Source organism: Paenibacillus sp. Z6-24, from assembly GCF_054161335.1.
Genome location: NZ_CP096398.1, coordinates 4,294,699 through 4,313,190, shown reverse-complemented (window position 1 = coordinate 4,313,190; position 18,492 = coordinate 4,294,699). Strand labels below are relative to the sequence as shown.

The 18,492-nt window shown below is 49.1% G+C and carries 18 protein-coding genes and 1 riboswitch; of the genes, 15 read left to right on the top strand and 3 right to left on the bottom strand.

Translation table 11 applies throughout. From position 1 onward, the window contains the following. The first annotated feature begins 89 nt into the window (after positions 1–89). Positions 90–189: riboswitch (TPP riboswitch) on the top strand. Positions 190–302: 113 nt separating this feature from the next. The 3 genes from thiM (at position 303) to thiE (ending at position 2,641) form a co-directional block, all read left to right on the top strand. After that, the gene (gene thiM / locus M1D61_RS18700; protein WP_458120102.1) at positions 303–1,100 is read left to right on the top strand and encodes a hydroxyethylthiazole kinase; all 798 of its coding nucleotides are present in this window, start codon (positions 303–305) and stop codon (positions 1,098–1,100) included. Positions 1,101–1,179: 79 nt separating this feature from the next. After that, positions 1,180–1,998 (top strand): bifunctional hydroxymethylpyrimidine kinase/phosphomethylpyrimidine kinase, encoded by an 819-nt coding sequence (gene thiD, locus M1D61_RS18695; RefSeq protein ID WP_458120101.1) that lies wholly within the window; start codon positions 1,180–1,182, stop codon positions 1,996–1,998. Next, positions 1,985–2,641, top strand: coding sequence for a thiamine phosphate synthase (thiE, locus tag M1D61_RS18690; protein ID WP_458120100.1), 657 nt, complete (start codon positions 1,985–1,987; stop codon positions 2,639–2,641). The genes thiD and thiE overlap by 14 nt, the downstream gene beginning before the upstream one ends. Positions 2,642–2,809: 168 nt before the next feature. Here thiE and M1D61_RS18685 read toward each other — a convergent pair whose 3' ends face one another. Next, complete coding sequence (locus M1D61_RS18685; RefSeq protein WP_458122559.1) at positions 2,810–3,337, bottom strand: DoxX family protein; 528 nt, start codon at positions 3,335–3,337, stop codon at positions 2,810–2,812. 578 nt (positions 3,338–3,915) lie between these two features. On the opposite strand from M1D61_RS18685, the gene M1D61_RS18680 reads away from it, so the two are divergent. The 10 genes from M1D61_RS18680 to rlmD all read left to right on the top strand — a co-directional run bounded on the left by M1D61_RS18680 (position 3,916) and on the right by rlmD (position 14,319). Then, positions 3,916–5,181 carry a DUF3048 domain-containing protein gene (locus M1D61_RS18680; RefSeq protein WP_458120099.1) on the top strand — a complete coding sequence of 422 codons (1,266 nt, stop codon included), beginning with the start codon at positions 3,916–3,918 and terminating at the stop codon, positions 5,179–5,181. Positions 5,182–5,376: 195 nt separating this feature from the next. Continuing rightward, entirely contained in the window at positions 5,377–5,991 is a 615-nt protein-coding gene (locus M1D61_RS18675; RefSeq protein ID WP_458120098.1) for a DUF47 domain-containing protein, read from the top strand. A gap of 214 nt (positions 5,992–6,205) precedes the next feature. Beyond that, positions 6,206–7,207: an anion permease gene (locus tag M1D61_RS18670; protein ID WP_458120097.1), complete on the top strand. Its 1,002-nt coding sequence runs from the start codon at positions 6,206–6,208 to the stop codon at positions 7,205–7,207. 104 nt (positions 7,208–7,311) lie between these two features. Next, positions 7,312–8,274 (top strand): magnesium/cobalt transporter CorA, encoded by a 963-nt coding sequence (gene corA, locus M1D61_RS18665; protein ID WP_046216656.1) that lies wholly within the window; start codon positions 7,312–7,314, stop codon positions 8,272–8,274. A gap of 136 nt (positions 8,275–8,410) precedes the next feature. Then, positions 8,411–8,701, top strand: a complete 291-nt coding sequence (locus M1D61_RS18660) for a YerC/YecD family TrpR-related protein (RefSeq protein WP_017814542.1) — start codon at positions 8,411–8,413, stop codon at positions 8,699–8,701. Positions 8,702–8,703: 2 nt separating this feature from the next. Next, positions 8,704–9,477, top strand: coding sequence for a sirohydrochlorin chelatase (locus M1D61_RS18655; RefSeq protein ID WP_458120096.1), 774 nt, complete (start codon positions 8,704–8,706; stop codon positions 9,475–9,477). A gap of 93 nt (positions 9,478–9,570) precedes the next feature. Next, positions 9,571–10,482 carry a diacylglycerol kinase gene (locus M1D61_RS18650; RefSeq protein ID WP_458120095.1) on the top strand — a complete coding sequence of 304 codons (912 nt, stop codon included), beginning with the start codon at positions 9,571–9,573 and terminating at the stop codon, positions 10,480–10,482. A gap of 366 nt (positions 10,483–10,848) precedes the next feature. Further along, positions 10,849–11,778: a YwqG family protein gene (locus M1D61_RS18645; protein WP_458120094.1), complete on the top strand. Its 930-nt coding sequence runs from the start codon at positions 10,849–10,851 to the stop codon at positions 11,776–11,778. Positions 11,779–11,885: 107 nt separating this feature from the next. Further along, positions 11,886–12,407, top strand: coding sequence for a glycosyl-4,4'-diaponeurosporenoate acyltransferase CrtO family protein (locus tag M1D61_RS18640; RefSeq protein WP_458120093.1), 522 nt, complete (start codon positions 11,886–11,888; stop codon positions 12,405–12,407). Between the two features lie 361 nt (positions 12,408–12,768). Beyond that, positions 12,769–14,319, top strand: coding sequence for a 23S rRNA (uracil(1939)-C(5))-methyltransferase RlmD (gene rlmD, locus M1D61_RS18635; RefSeq protein ID WP_458120092.1), 1,551 nt, complete (start codon positions 12,769–12,771; stop codon positions 14,317–14,319). 228 nt (positions 14,320–14,547) lie between these two features. On the opposite strand, the gene M1D61_RS18630 is transcribed toward rlmD, so the two are convergent. Then, a complete protein-coding gene (locus tag M1D61_RS18630; protein WP_458120091.1) occupies positions 14,548–15,417 on the bottom strand; it encodes an IS3 family transposase in 870 nt (289 codons plus the stop codon). Continuing rightward, complete coding sequence (locus M1D61_RS18625) at positions 15,369–15,695, bottom strand: transposase (RefSeq protein WP_458120090.1); 327 nt, start codon at positions 15,693–15,695, stop codon at positions 15,369–15,371. The genes M1D61_RS18630 and M1D61_RS18625 overlap by 49 nt, the downstream gene beginning before the upstream one ends. A gap of 624 nt (positions 15,696–16,319) precedes the next feature. On the opposite strand from M1D61_RS18625, the gene M1D61_RS18620 reads away from it, so the two are divergent. Both M1D61_RS18620 and M1D61_RS18615 read left to right on the top strand, forming a co-directional pair. After that, entirely contained in the window at positions 16,320–17,714 is a 1,395-nt protein-coding gene (locus M1D61_RS18620) for an N-acetylmuramoyl-L-alanine amidase (RefSeq protein WP_458120089.1), read from the top strand. A gap of 30 nt (positions 17,715–17,744) precedes the next feature. Continuing rightward, entirely contained in the window at positions 17,745–18,290 is a 546-nt protein-coding gene (locus M1D61_RS18615) for a GerMN domain-containing protein (RefSeq protein ID WP_458120088.1), read from the top strand. Positions 18,291–18,492 lie beyond the last annotated feature (202 nt).

The window sequence follows — 18,492 nt, the reverse complement described above, 5'->3', positions numbered from 1 at the left end:
TATCCTTATAAGATCGTAACTATAAAGAGACCAGAGGACACCGGCAGCGCAAGACGTTCGGTGTGCAATCCTTACTCATCATATTGCTTTGAATTCACTAGGGGAGCCGCGAGGCTGAGACGGATTATGTCCGGACCCTTGGAACCTGATCTGGGTTATACCAGCGGAGGGAAGTGGACGCGGATTTCACTCATGCCTATACGGCACGATATACCTGAATGAATGATACGACCCATTGATCTCCTGCTGGAGGTGAATGGGTCTTTTTTGTATACAGTTTGTACAGTCGAGGAGGAGAAGGGATGTCTTATTTGCAAAAGGTGCGTGAGCAGAATCCGCTCATTCACAATATTACCAATGTGGTGGTGACCAACTTTACAGCCAATGGGCTGCTGGCTCTGGGAGCTTCGCCCTTTATGGCGTATGCGCATGAAGAAGTGGCGGATGTCGCCGCGATGTCTGGAGCGGTCATGCTGAATATGGGCACGCTCGATGAATATACGGTGCAGTCCATTCTACTGGCAGGACAGTCTGCCAATCGGGCGGGAGTGCCGGTTGTGTTCGATCCGGTTGGAGCGGGAGCAACCGCTTATCGCACAGATTCGGCCCGCCGGATTAGCGAGCAGGTCAAGATCGATTTTCTGCGCGGCAATGTGGCAGAGATTGCGAATGTAGCCGGAGCCGAATGGAATATCCGCGGCGTCGATGCCGGGGCAGGAGAGGGAGATCGTACTCAGTTGGCCCGCCAGGCAGCCGAGCAGCTGGGCTCCATCGTGATTGTGACGGGGGAGGAGGATATTATCACTGACGGTCAGGCGACCCTGACGGTGGCGAACGGACATCCGCTGCTGACCAAGGTGACCGGTGCAGGGTGTCTGCTCAGCTCGGTGGTGGCCGCTTTTGCAGCGGCTGCCGGAGGCCGGGAGCACTGGCTGCAGGCAGCAGCGGAAGCGCTGGCTTTCTACGGCATAGCGGCAGAGATGGCAGCAGAGCGTACAGAAGGGCAGGGAACCGGCAGTTTTCAAGTGGAGTTCATCAATCAGCTGTCCCTGCTGACTCCTGAACAAGTGCAGCAGCGGGCACGGATCGAGACCCTGTAGATGTGGCCAGGCTTGGCAGGATAGTCAGGCAGTACATTTTATATCCCTATATCCCTAATTCAAAGGAGTGCAAACAAACATGAGCATCCATCAGGCATTAACGATCGCCGGCTCGGACAGCGGCGGCGGAGCAGGCATACAGGCCGATCTGAAAACTTTTCAGGAACTCGGCGTCTACGGCATGTCGGTCATTACGGCAGTGACCGCCCAGAACACGGCAGGTGTACAGGGCGTCTATCCGGTCGATCCGGAAGGCGTAATCCGCCAGCTGGATTCGATCGGGGAAGATCTGGCACCCGAAGCAGTCAAGACAGGGATGCTGTTCAGCGCAGACATTATTCATGAAGTGGCACAGGCGGTGCAGCGATATGGCTGGCGCAATCTTGTGATCGATCCGGTCATGGTCGCCAAAGGAGGCTCCGTACTGCTCCAGCAGGAGGCGGTTCAGGCATTGACCAGGCATCTGCTGCCGCTCGCCGAGATCGTCACACCGAATGTGCCGGAAGCGGAACTGCTGACCGGCATGAGCATCCGGCAGCTGCAGGACCGGGAAGAAGCGGCCCGCCGACTGACCGATATGGGCGCACGCTATGCGATTGTCAAAGGCGGTCATGATCTGTCGACAGCAGGTGCCGTCGATGTGCTCTACGACGGGCAGAACTATCATTATCTGGAGACACCGCGCATCGATACGCCGCATACCCATGGAACAGGATGTACGTATTCCGCTGCAGTTACCGCAGAGCTCGCCCGGGGCCGCTCTGTGCTTGAAGCGGTGCATACCGCCAAGCAGTTTATCCAGGCAGCGATAGAGGATGGGCTGGGGATCGGTTCAGTACACGGTCCGACCAACCATTTTGCCTATCGGCAGAGGGGGTATACTCATGAGCCGTCCTGATACCGACATCATGCGCCGCTGGTTGAAGCTCTATCTGGTCATGGGCAGTGTAAACTGTACAGAGACGCCGGAGCAGGTGCTGCGCCAGGCGATTGCCGGGGGGATCACCATGTTTCAATTCCGGGAAAAGGGAGTGGGCGCACTGACCGGTACAGCCTGTGTTCAATTGGCCCGACGTCTGCAGGAGATCTGCGCGGAGCACGGGATTCCCTTTATCGTAAATGATGATCTGGAACTGGCACTCGAACTGAATGCGGACGGCGTACATGTCGGTCAGGACGACGAAGCCGCTTCGGTCATTCGCCGCCGTCTCGGTCCGGACAAGATCGTTGGCGTCTCGGCCCATTCGCTCGAAGAGGCGCAGCAAGCGATCGCAGATGGAGCGGACTATCTCGGAGTCGGCCCTGTCTATCCGACCATTTCCAAGCCGGATGCGGAGGCGGTGCGGGGCACGACGGTCATCGAGCAGCTGCGCACTGCCGGACTGGATATTCCGGTAGTCGGCATCGGAGGCATCCATGCATCCAACGCCGCTCCGGTGATCGCTGCGGGAGCGGATGGCGTCGCAGTGATCTCTGCCATTGCCGGGGCGCCGGACAGCCGTGCAGCCGCCGCCGAGCTGGCCGGGATGGTGACCCGGTAAACACCGTACCGGATGCTTGAGATCCGGCTGATGATATAAAGAAAGAGCAATCCACACAAAAAGTCACTCTACCGGTATACGGAGACTTCCCGTATTTGGCAGAGTGACTTTTTATAATGTGGGCGGCAGAGAAGACTGCCGAGCGGGTATAAATGATTACGCTTCAGGTCAGGCCGCTCGATGCGTAGGTGCATGAGGGCTGCTGCCGCGGCGGTTATTCTTTTTGAAAAAGGTCGCTTTCAGATAAGGCAGTATCCAAAGATCGAGGCCGATCTTACCGGCATTGGCGCCAGCAACGACGATGAAGATTTCGAGCAGCAGCAGGTATGGGTTGGTGCTGACGGTTCCCGAGAACAGGAAAGCAAAGTTCATGACCATACCCATCAACGCTGCGAGCGTTGTGAATGTGCCCAGAATCAGTCCCAGACCAACGAGGAATTCACCGATCGGTACGAGTACGTTAAACAGCCCTACATTCGGTAGTGCAAAGTGCTGCAGGAATGCGCCCCAGCCTGCCTGTACGCTTGGGTGTTCGCCGCCGGTGCTTGCGATTGCACCAGTGAGGAACCCGGTAGCGTCGAATCCACCGGTGAGCTTGCCCCAGCCGCCTTCGATCCACTGGAATCCGACATACACACGGACGATAGTCAATAACCACATTGCTACTGCATTTTCTCTAAGCCATCTGTTCATAATGGATACACCCCTTAAGTATAATGACAAGCAGTTATGCTGAATCTGTGATGATTATCTCTTTCATGGCTTTATCTTAAAACATTCCTAAATTTTAATATGTAATAAAAATCACAATCTAGCTTACTTTTTAATGTTTTATAATTGAACAGCTTGAACTGAAGGATTTGTTTGAATTAACATATAATTTTTACCGAATTTTTCATGTGTTTTTATGTACCACAGTTCTTTCTTATAGTTCGATGTTTGCCAGAATCATTCATATACTTACAAAATATGAGCTTTGCAGTTCTCCAGCCGCAGCAGCTATGTATATAATGGATGTATTGTCTGCAGCAGCCTCTGGCTATGCAGCAGTGTCACCGATCACCCGCGTCACGCATACATAATGAACAGAAACATCTATTACAGGACACAGCCAGGCCGCAGATTCACCTGTGTGGCAGCATACGTTATAGACCCGCCAGTCCGGATGCCAGCAAGCGTTCATACGGAATTCATGCCGGCAGTCTATTCTTGACGAAGCAGCTGTCCGGCGTAATCGCTGCTCTGCTGATGTCCTTTATTCTGAGGAGGATGTTATGAAAATTTCTTGGTCACCCTTATTACGTGGAATGATGCCTGTACTGCTCGGAATTAGCCTCACCGCCTGTCAGTCTGACGAAGCCGCCGTGCCGCCGCCGTCAGCAATACCTGCCCCGGAAAAGGCAGAGCCTGCGCCGGAAGCGACTGTGCAGGCGCCTGCTTATACCACTCCGCTGACCGGGCTTCCCGTCAAACAGCCTGATCTCGCGCGACCGGTCGCCGTGATGATTAACAACGCACCGGCGGCACGTCCGCAGTCCGGTCTGGCCGAAGCGGATATGGTGTATGAAGTGCTCGCCGAGGGCGGTATTACCCGTCTGGTCGCTGTCTATCAGAGTTATCACGGAGACGCTGCCATCGGTCCGGTACGCAGCATACGCCCTTATCTGATCACACTCGGGGAGACGGTAAACGGACTGCTCGTCCACGCCGGAGGCAGTAATGATGCCTATGCCATCCTGCAAAACGGCGGCAAGGAGCATCTCGACGAGATTACCAACGCCAGCGCTCCGTTCTGGCGCGATTCCAGCCGCAAGGCGCCGCATAATCTGTATACCAATGAGCAAAAGCTTCGCAAAGCCGCAGCGGACAAAGGATATACCGAGCAGCTCACTTTGCCGGTGTACCCATTTCTGCCGCCAGCGGATCAGACGAACTCTGCCGACAATGAACCAGCAGAATCGTTATCCGCCAGCACCGATACGGATGCCGGTCTTACTACAGAACGTGCATCATCCCCTATGCAGACCAAATCGGATTCTGCCAGTAATATGGAAACGCCTGCCGGTATGAGCGAAAGCCCGGCCGTCAATAGCGCATCATCTGCCACAACCAGCTCGGAGCAGGTAAATTCCCTGCAGCTCAAATACCTGCTGGACAGCTATACCGTCGGTTATGCGTACGATTCGGCCAGCGGCGAGTATACGCGCAGCATGAACGGCAAGCCGCATATCGATCTCAATACCCGTGAGCCGCTTACCGCCGCCAATGTTATTGTACTCGGCGCCGATTACAAAGTGCTGGATGATGTCGGCCGTCTCAGCCTCGATCTGGAGTCTGGCGGCGAAGCGCTCATGTTCCAGCAAGGCCGCATGATCCGCGGTGAATGGAGCCGCAGTGACGGAGATGTGATCCGTTTTCGCAGCGGCGGGCAGGAGACACCGCTCGTTCCCGGCGTGACCTACTACAATATTGTGCCGAACAGTCCGACATTTTACAGTCACTTAACAATTGATGATAAAAAAATGGACAATAATGGATAAAATGAAGACTTTCAGTGTAATGATATAAAGAAGTGCTGAACTTTGTATGAGATTTGTATATTATTTGTTAAGCTATTCTTTACAAAACCGCACACGGATTGATAAGATAACAAAGGTTGTTATCAAAGCCAGAATTGTGCTTAAAATGCGATTTTACGACATTTTTCGGCAAAATTTCGAAAAGGGGTTATAGGAATGCGTATTAAAAAGAAGGATATCTTTTTTGAGACGCTGGAGAATATGGCGGATAGCCTGGTACAGGCTGCGGATTACTTCGCAGAACAGGTCGCAAGCCTTAAAGACATTCCACAGTTCACCAAAACGATGAAGGATTATGAGAACCAGTGCGATACGTATACCCATACGATCATCACCGAGTTGAATAAAACATTCATCACGCCGCTGGAGCGCGACGATATCATGGAACTCACGACCAAAATGGATGATGTAATGGACGGCCTGGAAGCCTGTGCTTCCCGCTTCGAGATGTATCATCTGAACGAGCCGGACCAGTATATCAATGCCTTTGCAGAGATTCTGCGCGAGTGTGCCTATGAGATTCAAAAAGCGATTCAACTGCTTTCCCAGAAAAAACTGCTGCCGATCCGCGAGCACTCGATCCGCCTGAATGATCTGGAGAACCAGGGCGATGATATCATGCGCAAATGCATCACGGAACTGTTTGCTACCGTTACGGACCCTATCGAATTAATCAAACGCAAAGAAATCTATGAACGTTTGGAGAATACAACGGATTCTTGTGAAGATGTAGCCAATACGCTGGAATCGATTATTATGAGCAATTCCTGATCCGGAAAGAAGCCGAACCGACGTAAGTGTGAGCTGGTTCGTTTTTCTTTTGCCACCTGGCAGAAACTGAGCTGCTTTTAGGAACAGATTCATTGATGCTAACAGAAGATTCGGATTTTGCCGCGACTGCAAAATCTTAAGATAATTAAGGAGGTAGTATCATACAGCTTCTCTGCAAATAGGAGTGGGGAGAAACTCTGTATGATGAATAAATATGGTAGAAACCTCATTATTCGTGCTATGTATTGTCGTATTCCTGGCGCTGGCGTTTGACTTTATCAACGGCTTCCACGATACGGCAAATGCGATTGCCACATCGGTGTCCACCCGGGCACTGCCACCGCGTACAGCTATTTTGATGGCTGCGATCATGAACTTCCTCGGTGCGATTACATTTACCGGTGTTGCCAAGACGATTGGCGGCAGCGTCGCCGATCCCGCCACACTGGAGAACGGTATACCGATCGTTATTGCGACACTGATCGCAGCGATTATCTGGAACCTTGCGACCTGGTGGTTCGGGATTCCATCCTCATCCTCCCATGCACTGATCGGTGCACTGGCGGGTGCTGTATTTGTCGGAGCAGGTTCAAGTTCGGTCAACTGGAGCGGTTTTATCAAAATCGTCGAAGGTTTGCTGCTGTCCCCGCTGATCGCCTTTGTTATGGGTTTTATCGTCATGTATATTCTGAAATGGATCTTCGCCAAGCGCAGCCCGCACTCGGTGAACAAAGGCTTCCGGACGATGCAGATTCTGACGGCTGCCCTGCAATCCTTTTCCCATGGTACGAATGATGCGCAAAAAGCGATGGGGATTATCACGTTTGCCCTCGTAGCGGCCAATGTCCAGGACAATCTGGAAGTACCGCTGTGGGTTAAAATTTCTGCCGCAACGGCGATGGCGCTGGGTACCTCGGTCGGTGGCTGGAAAATCATCAAGACGATGGGCACCAAGATTTTCAAGATCGAGCCAATTAACGGATTCGCCGCTGATGCAACGTCCGCAACCGTTATTTTCACAGCCACACTGACTCACCTGCCGGTAAGTACGACACATGCTGTTACCTCCGCGATTCTGGGTGTTGGCGCAGCCAAGCGTTTCCGTGAAGTGAAATGGGGACTCGCCGGCCGGATCGTGATTGCCTGGATCGTGACCATTCCGATCGCGGCGACGCTGGCCGGCATCATTTACAAAGTAATGTTTGATCTGTTCTAATTCTTATATAAGCACAACCGTATGAACGATTCCGCCGTTTCTTGCGAACGGCGGTTTTTTATGCGATTCTAGCCTTATCCGATCCCGAGAAAAGAGGTTGAAGCGTGATACGTATAATGGGCTTTACACATGAACATATGATTGTGGAAGATGTACCGCTGGAGAAAGTGAAGTCCGGCGATTATATATGGTGCTGGGTCGATTTTGACCGTCCGACCGAAAAGGAATCCGAGCTGCTCAGTACCTTTTTCGAATTCCACCCACTGGCGGTGGAGGACTGCATGCATCTGCTGCAGCGTCCCAAAATGGACTATTATACCGATGTGGAATTTTTGGTACTGCATGCCGTGAAGCGCGATACGCTGAATGTGGAAGAGGTCGATCTGTTCATCAGCGAGAATCTGCTGGTGTCTTTCCATCATCAGAAACAGCCGGAAGTCGACTCTGCCTGGGAGAGAGTGCTGAGTTACCGTACCGGCAAGCGGCCCAAATGGATGCGCGGCCCGATAGCAGCGGCCTATATCATTATCGATAAAATCGTCGATGAGTACTTCCCGTGTGTATTCGATATCGAGGATGAGCTGAACGAACTGGAGAGCCTGGGGCCGGATGAAGCGGTCGATGAGCTGCTGGCACAGGTATTTGCTCTGCGTTCACGGCTGCTCAAGCTGCGGCGTACGGTCGTGCCGATGCGCGATCTGATGTACCGTGTCGTCAATTCCCAGCATATCCAGAAGGTGGACGATCATCATTCCTATTTCGGGGATATCTACGATCATCTGCTCAAGCTGTCCGATATGATCGAAGCGGATCGCGAGATGACATCGGATCTGCGGGACAGCTATATCTCGCTCAACTCCAACCGCATGAATACGATCATGAAGACGCTGACCGTTATCACGACCATATTCATGCCGCTGACGCTGATCGCGGGCATTTACGGGATGAATTTTGAGTTTATGCCGGAGCTGCACTGGAAATATGGTTACTTTGGCGTACTGCTGCTCATGTTCCTGCTGGGCGGGTGTATGATGCTGCTATTCCAGCGGCGGGGCTGGTTTAAATAGATCTAATGGTAATTTTGGAATAATTTATGGAAAAGACGTGTTGATTCTGTGATACTGTACATCGTTAACGCTTGAAAAAACAAATGGTAATCTATACAATGAAATTACATTAACCGTAGTAGGGGATGATCTAATCGTGCAACTTAAAAAGCTTGATGATAAAAGTGTCGATCAATTATTCGAAGCGATCCTGACGCTCAAAAACCTGGAAGAATGCTATGTATTTTTTGATGACCTGTGCACAGTGAATGAGATTCAATCACTGTCCCAGCGTCTGGAAGTGGCCCGTATGCTGGGCAAAGGCGCGACGTATAACCAGATCGAAGCGGAGACCGGCGCGAGTACAGCGACCATTTCCCGTGTCAAACGCTGCCTGAACTATGGCAATGATGGCTACAAAATGACGCTCGAGCGTCTGGGGAGATAAATATGATGAAACCGGGTGTATTGATAATCAGTCATGGATCGCCGGACCCGACATGGATGCACTGGATCGATGATGCAGTGGCAAACACTTCCTTTCCAGCCGATCTGCCTGTAAGTGCCGTCTATCTGGACAATGTGCCGGGACGATTCATACAGGACGGGATTGATGAACTGGAGGGACAGGGAATTACCGATCTGCTCGTTATACCGCTGTTCGTGTCCTCCGGCAGTACACATATGGATGAGATTGCCTACGCACTGGGCGTCAAGGCAGAACCCGATCGGGAGACAGATCTGGAACCGTTTACCATTAGAGCGAACGTGCACTTTGGTTACCCGGTCGATGACGATGACGATATTGCCCATATGGTATGGGACAAGGTCAAGCATCTGTCGACTGTCCCGCAGGAGGAGACAGTGCTGGTCGTCGGTCATGGCAGTATTCATGATGGCTTCCGTCAGCGCTGGGAAAAGGGCATCTCTTCGCTTGCCCGCCGTGTCGGCGATATCAGCGGTACGGCTCATGCCGATTATGCATTGCTTAATCCGGACAGCCTGCGGTCCAAGACCGAAGAGTGGACAAGCCGTGGCTACCGTGTGCTGGTCGCGCCGCTGTTTCTGAGCTCAGGCATTTTCCTGCGTTCGGTGATTCCGGGGCGTATCGAAGGGTTAAGCTATGAATATGCCGGTGAAGCGCTGCTGCCCCACCCGCGCCTGTCCCACTGGATGGAGCGCCAGGTGGATCTGCTGATGCAGCAGCTTCAGGTTGTAGAATAAGACATAGCCGGCCTGACCGGATCGGGTGGCAACAGCTGCCGCTCCTATGATCTGTACAACAGGCGAATCACAACAATATTAGGTGGCATGAACATGAAAAGAGCGAGGTTAATCTATAACCCGACCTCCGGCCGTGAAGAGATGAGACGCCGTCTGGCAGACATTCTGAAGCGACTGGACGAGGGAGGCATCGAGGCCAGCTGTCATGCAACGACAGGCGAATCCGATGCGACCGTAGCAGCCATGGAGGCGATTGAACGCGGCGGTTACGATATGATCATCGCCGCTGGCGGCGATGGAACGATCTACGAAGTCATCAATGGCATGGCCGCATACGACAACCCGCCGCCGCTGGGCATTTTCCCGCTGGGAACGACCAATGACCTGTCACGGGCGCTGGGCATTTCCCGGAACTGGGAGCAGTACTGCGACCTGGTCATCCGTCAGCAGTCCCGTCCGATCGATATCGGCAAGGTCAACGACCGTTACTTTATCAATATCGCAGGCGGCGGTTCCTTTACCGAGCTGACGTATGAAGTGCCGAGCAAGCTCAAGACGATGATTGGACAGATGGCCTACTATATGAAGGGCATCGAGAAAATGGTCAATCTGGCGCCAACCGAGCTGATCATCCGGGCCGAGGGCATGGAGACGATTCATGACCAGTTCATGATCTTCCTCGTCGCCAATACGAATTCGGTCGGCGGCTTTGAAAAGCTGGCACCAGATGCGCGGATCGACGATGGACTGTTCGACGTGATTGCCGTGCGCAACTGCAATCTGGCCGAGTTCATCCGCCTCGTCACCATGGCGCTGCGCGGTGAACATCTGGACGATCCCAAAGTACTCTACTTCCGCACGAGCAAGCTGGATATCGAAGCGCCGCGAGCGGACGAAGTCATGCTCAATCTGGATGGCGAGCTTGGCGGCAGTCTGCCGGGTCATTTCGAAGTGATGAAGCACAAGCTGCGGATCTTCGCGGACGATAAGAAACGACTGATCTAATCCGCTGCTCTCTTATCTGATGGGTATGATGGATAGTGTAGAATTTAGATTTAACTAATTGTATGACTGACTTAAGCTCATAACAGCTTCTGTACACTCTATCGTTGACGTTTCTACATGGAAATGTCTCTGCGGAGTGGATAGGAGCTTTTTGCTGTTGCCAAAAATCAGAGTATAATAGATATAGTGGAGATGAATAGTATCGTTTATGACACGTAAATACATCCAGGTATATTCAAGTACGTTCAAATACATATATTTACCTGCCTGTACGACATCTTTTGCTGTATATGCATTAGAACTCAGTATTGAAGCAGGTTAGCCAGAATCATACCTATCCAAGTGTAAAGGAGATTGAGGATTACGATGGAATATAGCAATCTATTATCAGACGAAGAGTTGAAGCAGCTTATGGAACGATATGAAGTCCCTGAATTAGAAAACTATCTGCGAGAACATCAGCGTCCAGTGGTCAAAATGGTACGCGGTGAAGGCGGCAACGGTCAGACCGGCTGTTCACGCTTTGGAGGCAGTCCAGATCTGCCAGCAGGTATGGAGTGGCCGCGAAGTCAAGGTGGCGAATGGATGACATCGGTCGCTCAGCTAAACCTGTCACAGATCACGGCAGAGATCAAGGACTCGGCGTATAACGCAATTCCTGAATCGCTGCTGCCCGCTCAGGGGATGCTGTACTTTTTCGTGGGCAAAGACGAGCCTGCCTATAACATCGAACACCGGGTACTGTACTGGTCAGGAACGGATACCTCGCTGTTGTCCTGTTATGAGCCGGACAGTCTGACGATTCTGGAAGAGGAAGCAGAGGAGCCGTTTTTACCTTACCAGGTGCATGCACAGGCCAGAGTGGAATTCCCGAATTACGGATATAGTGAAGTCTATAATCTGGATAATGAAGAGATTACAGAAGAGACCGCAGAAAATTATCTGCTGCTCACCGAAGAGATGGGCTGGGAACCTGAAAATGTGATCGGCAAAATGCTCGGCTACGGTGATGGACAGCATGGGGATCACGAGTTCGTCGCGGCATCCTATATGCATACTGGGAAGCATACGTATAATCAGGAAAAAGACAAGAAGCGCATGATTCAGCACTTTGATGGAGATGAAGAGAAGGTGGATCAGGAGATTGATGAGATGCTGATGCTGCTTGAGGTGGACAGTGACCGGGATATTGGATTCCTCTGGTGGGATGCAGGATGTATTCATTTTTTCATTCGCAAGGAAGATCTGCTGGCAGGAAATTTTGAACGAACGTATTGTTCGATTTACTCTAGTTAAAATAGTAATGTGCTTAAAATGTAGCTAATCCATCATCCGTTTTATATGTTGAAACGGGTAAATACATAAGGAAGTGGAAGAGAAGCAAGAGGGAAGGGCGGTGGGGCATGAGTGGTTTGATTGTATGGATGATCGTAATCAATACGCTGTTTTGGTTAGTCTGCTGCCTTGGCACAGCTCATGTGGTTCGATTCTTGCCCAAGTCCTGGTACGAAAAAAATGATTGGTTTTTTGCGGAACATTCTTTCGAAAGAAAATTATATAAACGAATTCGTCTTGATCAGTGGAAAGATAAGCTTCCGGAAGGCGGCGGGTTATGGAAATTTCAAAAGAAAGAACTCCATGGGACACTTACTTTGGAATATACGGATCGATTCATTTTAGAAACGAAATATGGCGAAGTCGGGCATTGGTGCATGGCTGTATTAGGCTTTGCTTGCATATGGGTGAATCCAATCAGCTATGCGAATGTCGCTCTGATTTGCGCGATAGTCAATGTGATCGTTCAGATCCCGTTTTGTTTGATTCAGAGGTACAATAGGCCAAGGCTGATTCGTTTGAGATCACGTTTGGCCCGTAAGAATACGCAGTCACATACGACTAAGCCCCAGACCGGTGCTGGTGTCTAATCAAGCCGTATCCAAGCAGAAGTCCATTTCGAATTATCTTGCGTCTTCACAATAGGGTACAAGGCTAACTTATAATTGATTTTATCCAGATTGGGAGGCAGCTCTTAGATGCTGCGCTCAATCTTTTTTGGTTTGAGCATCATTTCCTTGCTGCCTCTCATTTTAAGATATACCGATAAGTAAGAAGAACGAGCTTTCTTCCCGTTAACTAAAAATATACTTGATGAAAGTATCTATATTGTATTGTCACATTCGTTGGTTTTCTATACAATTTAATAGTTGCCCATCCGGAAGTCTGAGGTAGTTACGAAGAGGCTAAGAATGACATGTGGAAATATGTATAGAAAATGGAGTAATGATTATGAATAAAGACCGCAAAGGCGGCAAAAAATATAATTCGAATAAGCGTAAACCGGCGGCAGTGTCGGCGGCGATCGCGAATCTGCCAGTTGCCAAGAATGATGAGTTGGAGCTGGATATTGTTGGGCTGACTCATGAGGGAGAAGGAGTAGGTCGCGCAGAAGGATATACACTATTCGTTGCGGGTGCGCTGCCAGGTGAGAAGGTTCAAGCTCGCGTAGTGAAGACGAAGAAGCAGTACGGGTATGCCAAAATGCTGACACTGCTGCAGGAGAGTCCGGATCGTGTCAGTGCGCCCTGCCCGATCTACTCCCAGTGCGGAGGCTGCCAGATTCAGCATATGAACTATCATGCACAGCTGGCATGGAAACGTCAGCATGTGATCGACAATCTGCAGCGAATCGGCAAGCTGAATGTACTGAGCGATGATGCAGATCAGAGTGGCAGCGGAGCGATTCAGGATATGTCTAAGATTGGTACAGAACAAGACCAGCAAGCAGCATCTGTAGAGCGTCCCGCAAGTGGCGGGATTCGTGTACTACCAACACTCGGCATGGCAGAACCTTGGCGTTATCGGAATAAAGCACAGGTACCGATGGGTGAAGAGAACGGTCACCTGATCGGCGGTTTCTACGCACGTGGTACACACCGAATCGTGGATATGCAGAGCTGTCTGATTCAGGACAGCCGCAACGATCAACTGGTCAATAAGGTCAAGCAGATCGGCAGCGATCTGGGCATCCGTCCGTATAACGAAGAGAGCGGCGAAGGACTGCTGCGCCATGTCGTGGTGAAGGTTGGCTTTAGCACTAATGAGATGATGGTGGTGCTTGTGAGCAACGGAGAACGCCTGCCGCGCAAAGCCGAATGGATCGAACGTATTCGTGCAGAGATGCCTGCGGTGGTGAGTATCTGTCAGAACATCAACACCCGCCAGACAAACGTCATTTTCGGCGATGAGACGCGCGTACTATGGGGCAGTGAAGTCATTCATGACTATATCGGCGACGTAAAATTTGCCATCTCGGCACGATCCTTTTACCAGGTGAATCCGACCCAGACCGAAGTGCTGTATGAGCAGGCTGTGAAGTATGCCGGATTAACCGGCAAAGAAACCGTAATCGACGCCTACTGCGGTATCGGTACGATCTCCCTGTTCCTCGCCCAGCACGCCGAGCGTGTGTATGGCGTCGAGATTGTAAAAGAAGCGATCGAGGATGCCCGCAAAAATGCGAAGCTGAATCAGATGGATAACGTGGAATTCGAAGTAGGCGCATCCGAAGATGTGATTCCGCGCTGGAAAGAGCAGGGCATTACGCCAGACGTCATCGTCGTCGATCCACCGCGCAAAGGGTGCGATGAGCGCCTGCTGGCGACGATTCTGGAGATGCAGCCGGAGCGGGTGGTGTATGTGTCATGTAATCCATCGACGCTGGCACGGGATTTGAAAGTGCTGGAGGATGGCGGGTATGTGACGACGGAAGTGCAACCGGTAGATATGTTCCCGCATACAGTACACGTAGAATCAGTAGCTGTTCTCGTGAAAAAGTAATACAGGTTCGAAATCCCTTGTAAATAGAGGATATATTGCGTAGTACAGATTTCTAGAAGTATATAAGACAGTAGATTTTTTTGTGGATTGATGTAAAACTGATGTGAAAATTCTAGTTAATATGTGCGATTTCGTAATAAAAAAAGCGAATAGAAAAGAATTAAAAGCGCTGAGAGCTGAGAGCTGATTGGTCAAGCCCCTATTTTGTAGACAGTTAAAAAAGCCTCATCAAGCAAACTGGCGTCGGTACTCTACCGGCGTCAGTTTATTTAGTTTTCGTTGTGGTCGTTTGGTGTTGTAAAAGCGGATATACGTTTCCATTCGCTTTTGCGCTTCCTTCCAGCTTCGGATAGAATAGAGGGAGAGTCCTTCGGTCTTTAACGAGGAGAAGAAACTCTCAATGGAGGCATTGTCATAACAATTTCCTCCACGAGACATGCTGATTTGGGCGCCAACCTTGGGCAGCATGTCGTGGTACAGATGAGACGTGTACGGGGCTCCGCGGTCGCTATGAACGACCACGCCCGTCACGTCTTTTCGTTTGCGAAACGCCTTTTGAAACGTACGCTGCACCAATTCCTTGTTGGGATGTTCGCCGATGGCGTATGCCACAATTTCGTTGTTGAAAAGATCTTTGACGGCAGACAGATACAACCAGCGCTCGCCGATGAGAACCTGCGTGATGTCCGTGACCCATTTTTCGTTCGATCGGTGAGCGACAAAATTCTGGTTGAATACATTCTCAGCGATTCGTGCCGCCTTGTTGGTCGTGTACCTATACTGACATTTTTTACGAATACGAGACTGAATGCCAAGGTTCTGCATGAGCCGAAGCACTTTTTTGTGATTCATCCACACGCCTTCGTCATGCCACAGGAACAATTGTAGTTGTCTGTAGCCGTAGATTCCCTTGTATTTGGTGTAGACTTTGCTTACGACTTGCTTATCCTCCATATCCCGGTCGATGGGTTGTCGCTTCAACCAGACGTAATAACCGCTTTTGGAGACGCCAAACAGCTGGCAGAGCCGCTGAATCTGTCCTCGTTCGTTTACTTGTCGAATGAGCGAATACCGCGTCTTCGTTCCTCCTCCTTCCAAATTTTCAAGCACTTTTTTAGCAGTTCATTCTCTCGTTTTAATTGGTTCATCTGTCGATCTGAATCGATGTACGTCTCTCTTCGTCCTCGCTGATCGAGTAATCCAAACTCGCCTTGCTCCCGATATTTCCGCATCCAGTTTTTGACCCGGTCTGCGTCGTGAATCTGCAAATGAGCCGTGATTTGACGATACGTCCAGGCTTCCTCGATATGTAAACGAATGGCTTCTTTCTTGAGTTCCAACGAATACCTTTTAAACTTCTGTCCTTTTTCTGTCATGAAAAATGCACCCCCAAATGCTCATTAGTTTAACCGAGGGGTTTTCTAATGTCCATTTTAAGGGGTGCAGTTCACAATGGTTAGGAGTCTTTATTTTAGTGGTCATTATTCTCAAGTTATTCCCAATAAACTTTTTGATCCAGGTCTACTCTTGCTGACCATACCAGCTCGGCATGGTTGTTAATAATAATAAAGTGATTTTATTTCAATAAAAAACCACAATTTAAACAATATTGTATTAAAACCATTTACTGCACAACTTTTGCGGTGAAATAGCGTCTTACATTTAGCAACCCCAATAGGGCGATGAATTTTGATTACATATTCAAAAATTACAAAGCATATACGAATTTACAGGATAAATACAACATGCAAAATGGTGTTGTAATCGAAGAGCTAACAAGTTTATTGGAGGAACTGAATTGCAGATTACAGGAGGTGAATTATGCTTCACCGTTAGCTCAGTCGCTACAATGTCTACAGCATCCGCCTAATTTCATGGAATGATGAATTCGAGTGATTGGGTTATTTTCCTGTGACTTCTTTTCATAAATAATAGTCGTTTTATAAGGTTGCTATTCAGTCCAGAATGTAATGATATGCAAATTAAAATCGAGGTGTGAAATGAAGAACTCCATACTTATACTGCTGTTTAGTATGCTTTTACTTTTTCTAATCCCCATGCATACGGATGCAGCCGCAAATCAAACCAGAATTATTTTAGATGGCCAAGAGCTGGTTTTACCCAGGGACGTTGGAGTCGTTAATGTACAAAATAATATTATGATTCCAATCCGGGTAGTGGCTGAGAATTTGAAGTTTGACGTGAAATGGGATCAGACAACACAAAATGTACATATCCAGCAGGGAGCCAATGCCGTTTCATTAACAGTTGGGAAAAATGAGGCTTCCGTAAGCAATAATACCGTGAAGCTTAATGTTGCTCCTCAAATGATCAAAAACACGGTTGTCGTTCCTCTGCGGTTTGTTAGTGAAGAGATGGGTTTAGGAGTAGAGTGGAACAATAGCGATAAAATTGTCACTCTAGCCAGTCTGGCCAGCAGTACGCCTATCGTATCTTTACCTGCTAGTGGAGACTCAACAGTAACCAATCTGATTCATGAGATCAATTATGTGAATAATCAGCTGGTTGTCTCTTTGGATCATGAAGTCAATCCAGTGATAACCACACTTCAGAATCCTACGCGCATCATTATGGATTTTCCAGCTACTAACTTTGGTAATATGCAAGATATACCTTCTGCAGGATCTATAGCAAAATTGGATACGAGTGGTCTTCCAAATGTGAAAGATATACGCTATTCACTTTATAAAAACGATCCTGCTCAAGTTCGGATTGTAATTGAATTAAATAATGTAAGTTCTTTTAATTATAAGCAACAGACCAGCACGGGTAAGTTTATTCTTGATTTAAGCATGATCAATGATCCTGGACCTACCACTCCTGTAAGTAATGATAAGAAAATAGTCGTTATTGATGCGGGACATGGAGGAAAAGATCCAGGAACAATAAGTTTTGCAAAAAAACCTGAGAAGGACTTTACTCTTCCGTTAAGCCTTAAAGTTCAGAGTCTTTTAAAAAATGAACCTGGTATAGAAGTAATTATGACTCGTGAGACTGATGTTTACCCTACCAGATCAGAACGGGTTAAACTTGCTAATGATCTTAAAGCAGATGTATTTGTATCCATACATGGTAATAGTGCTCCTCGTTCTCCTCAGGCAAAAGGAACGGAGACGTATTATTACCAACGAGAAAGTAGCAAAGACTTAGCCAATTGTATCCACAAAAAATTGATTCAGGCTCTGGGATTTACGGATCGTGGGGTTAAAAATCGTAGCTTACAGGTTATTCGTGAGACCACTATGGCAGCTGTCCTTTTGGAAATTGGATTTTTGAGCAACAAAGAGGAAGAAGAAGCCATGATGTTAGAAGACAATCAGAATAAAGCCGCGCAAGCGATTGTGGATGGCATCAAAGAATATCTGGAGTTATAAAGTACGGAATAAATAAAGAGGATGTGCGTTATGAAAAAAGGAATTTATGTGGCGATCATCATATGCGTCCTGAGCGTACTTGCCCTCGGTTGCGAGAGCAAGCCTGCTGCCAATACCGTTCAAGGCTCTGATCCGGCAACGAATAAGCCGGCGGCACCGGCAGATACCAAGGACAAGCAAGACGAGAAGTCGCAGGAGATCACAGTGTATTACTCGGACGTTCAAGTCATGCAATTGGAGCCACATACACAGACCATTACGTTTAAAGAGGACTCGGAGAAATACAGTGCGACCTATGCGGCTCTCCAGAAGAGCGATCAGAAGGAGCTGATTCCCTTGTGGGAGAATATTGATTTGCTCTTGGCCAAGTTGGATCAAGGGACATTGACACTGGATGTGCATGTTCCGGATAAAGCACGGATGGGATCTTCCGGAGAGATTCTGGCGATAGATGCTTTGAAAAAGACATTTTTCCAATTTGACGAAGTAAAGAATATTCAGCTGCTGGTTGACGGAAAACAGACAGATAGCCTGATGGGGCAAGCGGAATTGGACAATCCACTCACTCGTGAATAAATGAATACAAAAGCAGCCGATAGTTATAGAGGATCGGCTGCTTTTTTGTTCGGTGATAGTGCTGGTTGGAAATGAATTATGTCTATTTTGCTGAAAGAAACCATATGCGTTCAATGTTACAGATCAATCTTCCAATTATCCATCCTGCTGGCTGCTTCCGAATCATGATAAGACAGGAAAAGGCTCTCTTCTGTATTAAGAA

What these genes read in the sequence shown, in the direction of transcription:
- thiE (WP_458120100.1), top strand. Translation starts at nt 1,985, where the DNA reads ATGAGCCGTCCTGATACCGACATCATGCGCCGCTGGTTGAAGCTCTAT.
- M1D61_RS18680 (WP_458120099.1), top strand. Translation starts at nt 3,916, where the DNA reads ATGAAAATTTCTTGGTCACCCTTATTACGTGGAATGATGCCTGTACTG.
- M1D61_RS18645 (WP_458120094.1), top strand. Translation starts at nt 10,849, where the DNA reads ATGGAATATAGCAATCTATTATCAGACGAAGAGTTGAAGCAGCTTATG.
- rlmD (WP_458120092.1), top strand. Translation starts at nt 12,769, where the DNA reads ATGAATAAAGACCGCAAAGGCGGCAAAAAATATAATTCGAATAAGCGT.
- thiM (WP_458120102.1), top strand. Translation starts at nt 303, where the DNA reads ATGTCTTATTTGCAAAAGGTGCGTGAGCAGAATCCGCTCATTCACAAT.
- M1D61_RS18670 (WP_458120097.1), top strand. Translation starts at nt 6,206, where the DNA reads ATGGTAGAAACCTCATTATTCGTGCTATGTATTGTCGTATTCCTGGCG.
- M1D61_RS18640 (WP_458120093.1), top strand. Translation starts at nt 11,886, where the DNA reads ATGAGTGGTTTGATTGTATGGATGATCGTAATCAATACGCTGTTTTGG.
- thiD (WP_458120101.1), top strand. Translation starts at nt 1,180, where the DNA reads ATGAGCATCCATCAGGCATTAACGATCGCCGGCTCGGACAGCGGCGGC.
- M1D61_RS18615 (WP_458120088.1), top strand. Translation starts at nt 17,745, where the DNA reads ATGAAAAAAGGAATTTATGTGGCGATCATCATATGCGTCCTGAGCGTA.
- M1D61_RS18675 (WP_458120098.1), top strand. Translation starts at nt 5,377, where the DNA reads ATGCGTATTAAAAAGAAGGATATCTTTTTTGAGACGCTGGAGAATATG.
- M1D61_RS18620 (WP_458120089.1), top strand. Translation starts at nt 16,320, where the DNA reads ATGAAGAACTCCATACTTATACTGCTGTTTAGTATGCTTTTACTTTTT.
- M1D61_RS18650 (WP_458120095.1), top strand. Translation starts at nt 9,571, where the DNA reads ATGAAAAGAGCGAGGTTAATCTATAACCCGACCTCCGGCCGTGAAGAG.
- M1D61_RS18625 (WP_458120090.1), bottom strand. Translation starts at nt 15,695, where the DNA reads ATGACAGAAAAAGGACAGAAGTTTAAAAGGTATTCGTTGGAACTCAAG.
- M1D61_RS18655 (WP_458120096.1), top strand. Translation starts at nt 8,704, where the DNA reads ATGATGAAACCGGGTGTATTGATAATCAGTCATGGATCGCCGGACCCG.